The sequence below is a fragment of the Plectonema cf. radiosum LEGE 06105 genome, from assembly GCF_015207665.1.
Lineage (GTDB): Bacteria > Cyanobacteriota > Cyanobacteriia > Cyanobacteriales > Nostocaceae > Rivularia > Rivularia radiosa_A.
In genome coordinates this window covers 1-7779 of sequence record NZ_JADEWL010000219.1, presented here as the reverse complement: position 1 = coordinate 7779, position 7779 = coordinate 1, and the positions used below count along the sequence as shown (strand labels likewise).

The window sequence follows — 7779 nt, the reverse complement described above, 5'->3', positions numbered from 1 at the left end:
GGATGGGGAGAAAATTATAAGATATAACCTTTAACCTTTAACCTTTAACCTTTGATTGCAAAAATCCCACAGCCGTATTGGTTGTGGGACTATTGTGAACAATTAACGGTAAAATATAAACAATTACATTTGGTCTAACTCTTTGCGTAGTGAATCCAATTCTGCATCCACAGGTTCGCTCTTATTTTGGTTTGATTGTTTGCTATCAGTTTGTTCTGGTAGTTGGGGTTGGCTTGCTGTTCCGCTTCCGGGTAGACTCATTTGTGCTTTTAAAGCAGCTAATTCATCATCTACACCGCTACCTGATTCTAACTGTGCAAACTGACTTTCTAGGTCGGCTCCAGCTAATTCTTGTGCCGATTGAGCGCGGGCTTCTTGAATCATGACTTTTTCTTCCATGCGCTCGAATGCAGCCATTGCACCGCTGGTATTCATGCCGCTGACCATTCCTTCAAGTTGCTCTTGGGCTTTGGCTGCGGTAATCCGAGCTTTGAGCATTTCTTTCTTGGTTTTCGCTTCAGAAATTTTGCTCTCTAACTGGATTAAGCTACGCTTAAGATTATCAACTTGAACGGTTTGCTGATCTAAACTTACCTTAAGAGTGGTTGCAGACTCAGTAAACGATTTTTTGCGTTCTAAGGCTTGACGAGCTAGGTTCTCATCGCCTTTTTGCAGCGCTAGCATCGCATTGCGCTGCCACTTATTAAGTTCGTTATTGGCATCGTTATATTGCTTCTCAGTACGTTTTTGAGCAGCAATCGCTTGAGCAACCCCTTGACGCAAGCGAACTAGGTCTTCTTGCATCTCAATGATGGCTTGTTCGAGTATTTTTTCTGGATCTTCGGCTTTGCTCACCAAGTCGTTGAGGTTAGCGCTGACTACTCGTTTTACACGGTCAAATAAACCCATAATTTTTTCCTCTTGAGATTTACGCTCTGGCAATAAAAAGTTAGGTTTTTTACTACTTATATATTTACCTATTTCAATGTAATCTTACTTTTCTGTGTTAGTCCTCTTTCTAAACCTCAATTATCAAAAGAAATATTACAGGCTTCGCTGTCAAATTTCATTCATTACTGGGGAGGTTGTTGATTTTCTTTTGTACTACTTGGTAGTTGTGCTTTCATTGCCGAAAGTTCGGTATCCACCTCATCACTGTCTGCCAAGCTAACAAATTGATTTTCTAATTCGTCTGTACCAGATATGGCGATCGCTTGTTGTTTTGCTTCTAGTTCTAAAAGCTTGTTTTCCATGTTCTCAAAAGCTTTAAGGGAACTGGTATTACCAACGTCACCGAGCATTTCTTGAAGTCGCAAAGAAGCTTCAGCAGAACGAGCGCGAGCAATATACATATCTTTTTTACTTTTGGCTTCAGAGATTTTTAACTCTAAAGACTGCATATCCTTTTTAAGTTTAGCTACTAAAGTTTTTTGTTGCCCAACTTGTTCTCGAAGAGCGGCTGCATTTTGTTGGTAGGCTTTACGTTTGGTAAGGGCTTCTCGCGCTAAAGTCTCATTATCTTGTTGCAAAGCCATTTGAGCGCGACGATACCATTCTTCTGCGATTGACTCAACCTGAATTGCTTGTCGTTCGGTGCGTTTTTGCGTGGCGATCGCCTGGGCTACTCCTTGTCGCATCTGCACCAAATTTTCCTGCATCTCATAAACGGTTTGTTCGAGAATTTTCTCTGGATCTTCCCGTGCAGCAGTCCAACTATTCACATTTGAACGAAATAAGCGCAGGATACGCTCGATGAGCCCCATAAGTTCAGCCTCCATTTTTTCAGTTATCAGTGAGCAGTTATCAATGAGCAGTGAATACGGCGCATAGTATGGTGCTAGAAACCATCAAGCCATCCGAGACGCTGTTAACTGTTAACTGTCTGGTTCTTCTACCCTTGCCGTAATTCCATTTTCTTTGAGAAGTTCTAAATGTTTTTTGACTCTCTCTTTGGATTTGAAGGCACCCAAATAAATATATTTACCTTCTGGAGACACATAGGCATCTGGAATTACTTTTCTAACTTGGGTCAAGGTATCATCTGTATTATCTACGATGACATTATAAAATCCACCATTCGATGGTTTGATTTCATCAAGGTTTTGTGGCGTTGCTGTTGCTTCAGGTTGCTCAACAGGTTCCGTTGGAGTATTTTCTGTAACTGTTGGTGCTACCTGCTCGACTGTGGTTGCAGGCATTGTTGGAACTGGACTTGCGGCTTGGGTTGGTTGAACTTTGGGTGTTGCTCCTGCGACATCATCAATACTATTGATATCTGGAAGTGCATCGGCTGCTAGATTGGGATTTTTAGGTATAGGGGTTAATTGTATTTCATCTGGTTCTACGCTACTAACGTTGTCCGTACCATTACCGAGATTATTGTCTGAATTGCGTTTAAATAAGCTTCCTAGATTAACGGCAGGAAGGTTATCAAAGTTAAATATTATATAGCCAAAGGTAATACTTGATACCAGAAGCAGCAGCATTGAGCCAATACTCAAAGGCGACAGCAAACTGTCATGACGAGTTTTCGGCTTTTGAGGTTGGGGTTGTTCTTCAGCCAAGCTTCGCAGCAAAGCTTCAGATGATTCTAAATAGTCGTCTGGCTGCTTAGTAGTTGTATCGTTGGATGGGGATAAATTTTCGTTTTGCGTATTTGGATTAATATCGGCTTTAACAATGCTGCTTTGATTTAAAGACGATGGTATTGTTTGCTCCTCACCATAAATCTGCTGAGTTTGAGAATTGATCTCTTCTTTTTTAGTACCCACTCGTGGAAAAGTTTCTGGTACAGGAGGGGGAGGAGGTGTTTGGGTTTTACCTTGGGAGTTACTTGCTTGCTGTTGTTTGATATAAGCGGCAGCTTGTTCACCTGTGAGTTTTTGCTGCTGTAATTGAGTATTTGCCAGAGTTATGGCACTTTGAGCTTGCGGTTTTCCAGCAATCAAGCTATCAAGACCTTTTTGAATTGGTGTTCTATGGGAAATTCGCGTTCGACGATATCGCGCCAATTCTTCATCAAGTTGGACTTCTAAACTTGCTAATGCCGCGCTGATTGCGGGTTTTAGGTTGGATGGTTTTGATGTTTGATTACCAGAATAATATAGTGGGTTTTCACTCATTGCCCGTGTGCCTCCGTGCCGACTGCCTGCTGCGATTATCAACTGTGTGAAACAAATACCCTTATGTTAATCCTAGCGAAAATTATCATATATATATGATTTCACCAAGGTGTAATTCTTTCACTCACCTTTATTAAAAATGTCCTTTGAATCAATTCCAGAGATTTTAGAAATTCTCCAAATTGAAACTTTATACCAACAACAGCCTTTACAACGCTTACTAAATTGTTGGGAAGAAGTTGTGGGAAAAGTCATTGCCACTCATACCCAGCCAATATCAATTGAACGGGAAGTTTTATGGGTAGCAACTTCTAGCGCTGCTTGGGCGCAAAACTTGACTTTTGAACGCCAAAGACTGCTGAAAAAGTTAAATAAAATATTACCAACTCCTTTAGTAGATATACGCTTTTCTACCGCTCGTTGGCAGCGTACCAAAAAAAAATCATTCCCGCAACAAAATATTTCACCGGAGTCGCATCCCAGTTACTTGGGAAATATCCTTGATCGGGGAACGCCGGTCAGCGCAGGCACCGCCGTTGCACGGCGGTGTACCGCTGACTCAAACCAGAATATTCATTCCTTACCAAAAAATGCTCATACTGCTTTTGCTAATTGGTCCCACACCATCAAAACGCGATCGCAATCTTTACCTCTTTGCCCTAAATGTAAATCTCCGACTCCCAAGGGAGAATTAGAACGTTGGGGCGTTTGTTCGATTTGTGCTGCTAAGTCTTTTTGAATCGGACATGGGGTATTGGGCATGGAAAATTGTTGTTAAAGAGTCAATTAATTGGTCTAACGGAGTATTTCTTGAAGCGGGATATATCTATGCTCCTATATCTAAAGTAGGATAATTAATCTCGATCCCTAATTGGTTTAAGTGTAAAGTCTAGAATGGATTTCAATAATTTGTTTCTTTTTCGTTACATAACAATTTAAAAATATGACACAAACATAAAGAGATTATAAAGTTAGTTTTGGGGCTGGGATCGTTAAAAGCTAGTCACAATAATGGGTTGCTGGTTTAATCAGTATTTATGTCTAGAAGCACAATAGAAGATGTAAATCAGCCAGCTGGCGGCACTAAAAAAAATGAAAAGCAATCATATCTCCACTTCCGCTTGCCGAAATTGTCGTTACTTCACCCCAGAAGGTCGGCGTGGAGGAGTTTGTGAGCAACTGGGAGCGCCGGTACGTGGAAGTTGGAAAGCTTGTTCTTTAGCAGCCTCTCCCTTTGCTCCCTCATGGGAAAGCTTGGAAGATGCTTTGAGTTTGCCAGATGCAACTCCAGTATTAGCTAAGGGTTCTGATAATTTAGCACTCAAGAACATAGAAACTCCTGTTGAGCGGATATCTAGTCCAGTTAAAGTAGAAGCTTTATTAAGCTAACTTTTGATCTGAGAAGCATTTTTGCAGTTTTTCCCTAATGGTTGAAAAATTTGAACGGTTCAGTTTCAAAACAAGAAATTCACCCGTTGATAAAATTTATTTTGAAAATTCGCGTTGTGAGTGTTTTGATCGCTCCTGCACTCAAAAAAATTGCACTTTGTTTTCCAGAGTGCAATTTTTATGGGAATAGGGAGTAGGGAATAGGAATCATAAGTCGGGTTTTTATAACTTAAAAACCCGACTTATGATTCTGGTTATGATTGTGAGATTATATTCATATTTAAAATAGGACTTACGTAACTGGCACATTTTTTTTGCAACGGGTGTGTGACACTTCGAGTGATTTTGAACGAAACAATCAAGTTTGTGGTGTCACGCACCAGCCGTGTATTGTGACAATTGGGTAAGTCCTGTAAAATTTAAAATCCAAAATCCTCTAAGGCAGCCAAGGATATTGACGAAAATCTGGTTTGCGCTTTTCTAAAAATGCCTGTTTTCCTTCTGCACCTTCTTCTGTCATGTAATAAAGTAATGTGGCATTTCCGGCAAGTTCTTGTAAACCAGCTTGTCCATCACAATCAGCGTTGAAAGCAGCTTTTAAACAACGAATCGCCATCGGGCTTTTTTCTAAAATTTCTTGCGCCCATTCAATACCTTCAGCTTCCAATTGTTCTACTGGTACTACTGTATTTACTAACCCCATATCCAAAGCTTGTTGGGCGCTGTATTGACGACACAAAAACCAAATTTCGCGGGCTTTTTTTTGGCCGACGATACGTGCTAAGTAACTAGCACCAAATCCACCGTCGAAACTACCCACTTTTGGCCCTGTTTGTCCGAATACTGCATTATCTGCGGCAATTGTCAAGTCACAAATTAGATGTAAAACGTGTCCGCCACCGATTGCGTAACCTGCAACCAAGGCAATTACCACCTTGGGCATGGAACGAATCAAACGCTGTAAATCTAATACATTTAAACGAGGAATGCCATCATCATCGATATAACCAGCTTTCCCCCGCACACTCTGGTCGCCGCCGGAACAGAAAGCATATTTACCATCAGTATGGGGACCAGCACCAGTAAATAGAACTACACCAATACTCGAATCTTCGCGGACATCACAAAAAGCTTGATAAAGTTCAAAAACAGTTTTAGGACGGAAAGCATTGCGTTTGTGAGGACGGTTGATAGTAATTTTGGCAATGCCATCGGCTTTATGGTAAAAAATATCCTCGTAGGTTTTGGCGGTTTCCCAGTTGATTTGCATACTTCGGCTAATAGCTAATGGGTAATTGGTAATGGGTAATTGGTAATGGGTAATTGGTAATAGGTAATTAGCAGTTTCTAACCGATACTTTTTCGTTAACAAATTAATAACTAGCTAATAACCCTAGCTTGAGAATTTTATCCTAGTGTGGGGACTCAAAACTAATTTTCAATCAAAAATGGTTATTTTGGTTAAAGATTTTGATAGAAGTTTGAAAAACTTTTTTCTCAGTGTTTCAAGTGCATTGTAAACAATTGCTAAAATGCTGATATAGCTGGAGAAAGCCATGACACTTCAAAGTCTTACCAAACCACTTTTAACTATTCCTCCTCTGGAAAGCGGCGATAAACTTACTCGCGCTGAATTTGAGCGTCGTTATCACGCTATGCCCAATTTAAAAAAAGCTGAATTAATTGAAGGAGTTGTTTATTTGGCATCACCCCTAAGAATTAAAAGTCATGGAGAACCCCATGCTTTTATTATGGCTTGGCTAGGAGTTTACAAAGCTCAAACATCTAATGTTGGATTCGCGGATAATTCTACAGTGCGTCTTGATGCTGACAATGAACCTCAACCGGATGCTTTGTTAAGAATTGAAAATGGGGGACAATCGCGTATTACCGAAGACGATTACGTTCAAGGTGCGCCGGAGTTAATTGTAGAAATTGCTGCTAGTAGTGCTTCTTATGATTTACATGAAAAACTTAAAGTTTACCGACGCAATCAGGTACAAGAATATTTAGTCTGGCGAGTATACGACAGTGCTTTTGATTGGTTTAAGCTTCAAGAGGGAGAATATATTCAACTCGAAGCTGATAATGAGGGTATAATTCGTTCCCAAATATTTCCTGGTTTATGGTTAGATAAATCGGCTTTGTTATCAGGGAATTTAGCTCAAGTTTTATTGGTATTACAGCAGGGATTAAGTACAGCAGAACATCAAAATTTTATTAGTTTGTAGTTGTGCTTTAGCACTAAAATTCATAAGTAAATTAATTTAATCCCTTCCCAATACTACTCGGTTAAGGGAAATTGTAGGTTGGGTTGAGCGACAGCGAAACCCAACAAAAGAGGGATAAATGTTGGGTTGTGCCTTCGGCACACCTACGGTGAACGTTCCTCAACCCAACCTACACATTTTGGGATTTTTAGGCTTAACCGAGCAGTATTGAATCCCTTCCCGCTCTTATGATTACTGATTAAAAAACCCTTCTAGGCGCAAAGAGCGCAGAGGAAAGAGATAAAAAGAGATAGGTAATCTTAGAACGGGATAGGAGTAATCAAGATGGTGCGTTACGACATTATCAAATAATTAACCACCATTTAAATAAATTTCAGCCGTAACACACCCTACAAATTCTCTTTACGCCATTTCGCTGACTCTTTGCGATCGGTTCTGATTTCTAAAACCCGAATTCCTGTATTTGGTAATGGATTCAACTTATGACGTAATTCTTCCCAAGAACTAATTAACTCGTGTTTCACTCCGTAGGTTTGACAAAGCAAAGCAAAATCAATATCTTGTGGGGTTGCAAATAACTCTTCAAAAGGTGGTTCAAATTCGGATATTGGCAGCATTTCAAAAATTCCACCACCGTTATTGTTAATTAATACTATTGTTAAATGTCCAATAAATTTATTTCTAATTAAAAAGCCGTTGGTATCATGAAGTAGTGCCAAATCACCCGTTAACATGACGCTGCTTTGTTGATTATGAGCGATTCCTAAAGCTGTTGATAAGGTTCCATCAATACCATTTGCACCCCGATTAAAAAATGGTTGAATACCTAAATTATTCGGTTTCCAGAAAAATTCTACATCCCGTACTGGCATACTATTAGCTATAAACAAAGGCGTTTGCGGTGGTAAAACTTGAGAAAGCAACCAAGCAGCTTTACCTTCAAACAACTCGCTTGTTTCCGCCAAAATTGTATCAATATTCTTTCTCCCATCAACTTCCGCACCTAACCACATATCAAGATAAGCATCCCCTTGTCC

At 40.0% G+C, this 7779-nt stretch carries 8 protein-coding genes; 3 read left to right on the top strand and 5 right to left on the bottom strand.

The features are described 5' to 3' along the window. Positions 1-123: 123 nt before the first annotated feature. The 3 genes from IQ247_RS30500 to IQ247_RS30490 all read right to left on the bottom strand — a co-directional run bounded on the left by IQ247_RS30500 (position 124) and on the right by IQ247_RS30490 (position 3122). Positions 124-909, bottom strand: a complete 786-nt coding sequence (locus IQ247_RS30500) for a PspA/IM30 family protein (protein WP_193925752.1) — start codon at positions 907-909, stop codon at positions 124-126. A 164-nt stretch (positions 910-1073) separates the two neighbouring features. Beyond that, the gene (locus tag IQ247_RS30495) at positions 1074-1763 is read right to left on the bottom strand and encodes a PspA/IM30 family protein (protein WP_193925751.1); all 690 of its coding nucleotides are present in this window, start codon (positions 1761-1763) and stop codon (positions 1074-1076) included. 111 nt (positions 1764-1874) lie between these two features. Continuing rightward, positions 1875-3122, bottom strand: a complete 1248-nt coding sequence (locus tag IQ247_RS30490) for an SPOR domain-containing protein (RefSeq protein ID WP_193925749.1) — start codon at positions 3120-3122, stop codon at positions 1875-1877. A gap of 139 nt (positions 3123-3261) precedes the next feature. Between IQ247_RS30490 and IQ247_RS30485 the strand changes: the two genes are divergently transcribed. Next, the gene (locus IQ247_RS30485) at positions 3262-3861 is read left to right on the top strand and encodes a DciA family protein (protein WP_193925747.1); all 600 of its coding nucleotides are present in this window, start codon (positions 3262-3264) and stop codon (positions 3859-3861) included. A 353-nt stretch (positions 3862-4214) separates the two neighbouring features. After that, a complete protein-coding gene (locus tag IQ247_RS30480; protein WP_193925745.1) occupies positions 4215-4511 on the top strand; it encodes a hypothetical protein in 297 nt (98 codons plus the stop codon). 436 nt (positions 4512-4947) lie between these two features. Here the strand turns inward: IQ247_RS30480 and menB are convergent, their stop codons facing one another. Beyond that, positions 4948-5781, bottom strand: coding sequence for a 1,4-dihydroxy-2-naphthoyl-CoA synthase (menB, locus tag IQ247_RS30475; protein ID WP_193925754.1), 834 nt, complete (start codon positions 5779-5781; stop codon positions 4948-4950). A 286-nt stretch (positions 5782-6067) separates the two neighbouring features. On the opposite strand from menB, the gene IQ247_RS30470 reads away from it, so the two are divergent. Then, positions 6068-6742 carry a Uma2 family endonuclease gene (locus IQ247_RS30470; protein WP_193925743.1) on the top strand — a complete coding sequence of 225 codons (675 nt, stop codon included), beginning with the start codon at positions 6068-6070 and terminating at the stop codon, positions 6740-6742. A gap of 389 nt (positions 6743-7131) precedes the next feature. On the opposite strand, the gene IQ247_RS30465 is transcribed toward IQ247_RS30470, so the two are convergent. After that, positions 7132-7779: thiamine pyrophosphate-dependent enzyme (locus IQ247_RS30465; protein WP_228060191.1), on the bottom strand; the 648-nt coding region annotated here is incomplete at its 5' end.

Excerpts from the sequence above, each read along its gene's own strand:
- IQ247_RS30500 (WP_193925752.1), bottom strand. The coding sequence starts at position 909 with ATGGGTTTATTTGACCGTGTAAAACGAGTAGTCAGCGCTAACCTCAAC.
- IQ247_RS30495 (WP_193925751.1), bottom strand. The coding sequence starts at position 1,763 with ATGGGGCTCATCGAGCGTATCCTGCGCTTATTTCGTTCAAATGTGAAT.
- IQ247_RS30490 (WP_193925749.1), bottom strand. The coding sequence starts at position 3,122 with ATGAGTGAAAACCCACTATATTATTCTGGTAATCAAACATCAAAACCA.
- IQ247_RS30485 (WP_193925747.1), top strand. The coding sequence starts at position 3,262 with ATGTCCTTTGAATCAATTCCAGAGATTTTAGAAATTCTCCAAATTGAA.
- IQ247_RS30480 (WP_193925745.1), top strand. The coding sequence starts at position 4,215 with ATGAAAAGCAATCATATCTCCACTTCCGCTTGCCGAAATTGTCGTTAC.
- menB (WP_193925754.1), bottom strand. The coding sequence starts at position 5,781 with ATGCAAATCAACTGGGAAACCGCCAAAACCTACGAGGATATTTTTTAC.
- IQ247_RS30470 (WP_193925743.1), top strand. The coding sequence starts at position 6,068 with ATGACACTTCAAAGTCTTACCAAACCACTTTTAACTATTCCTCCTCTG.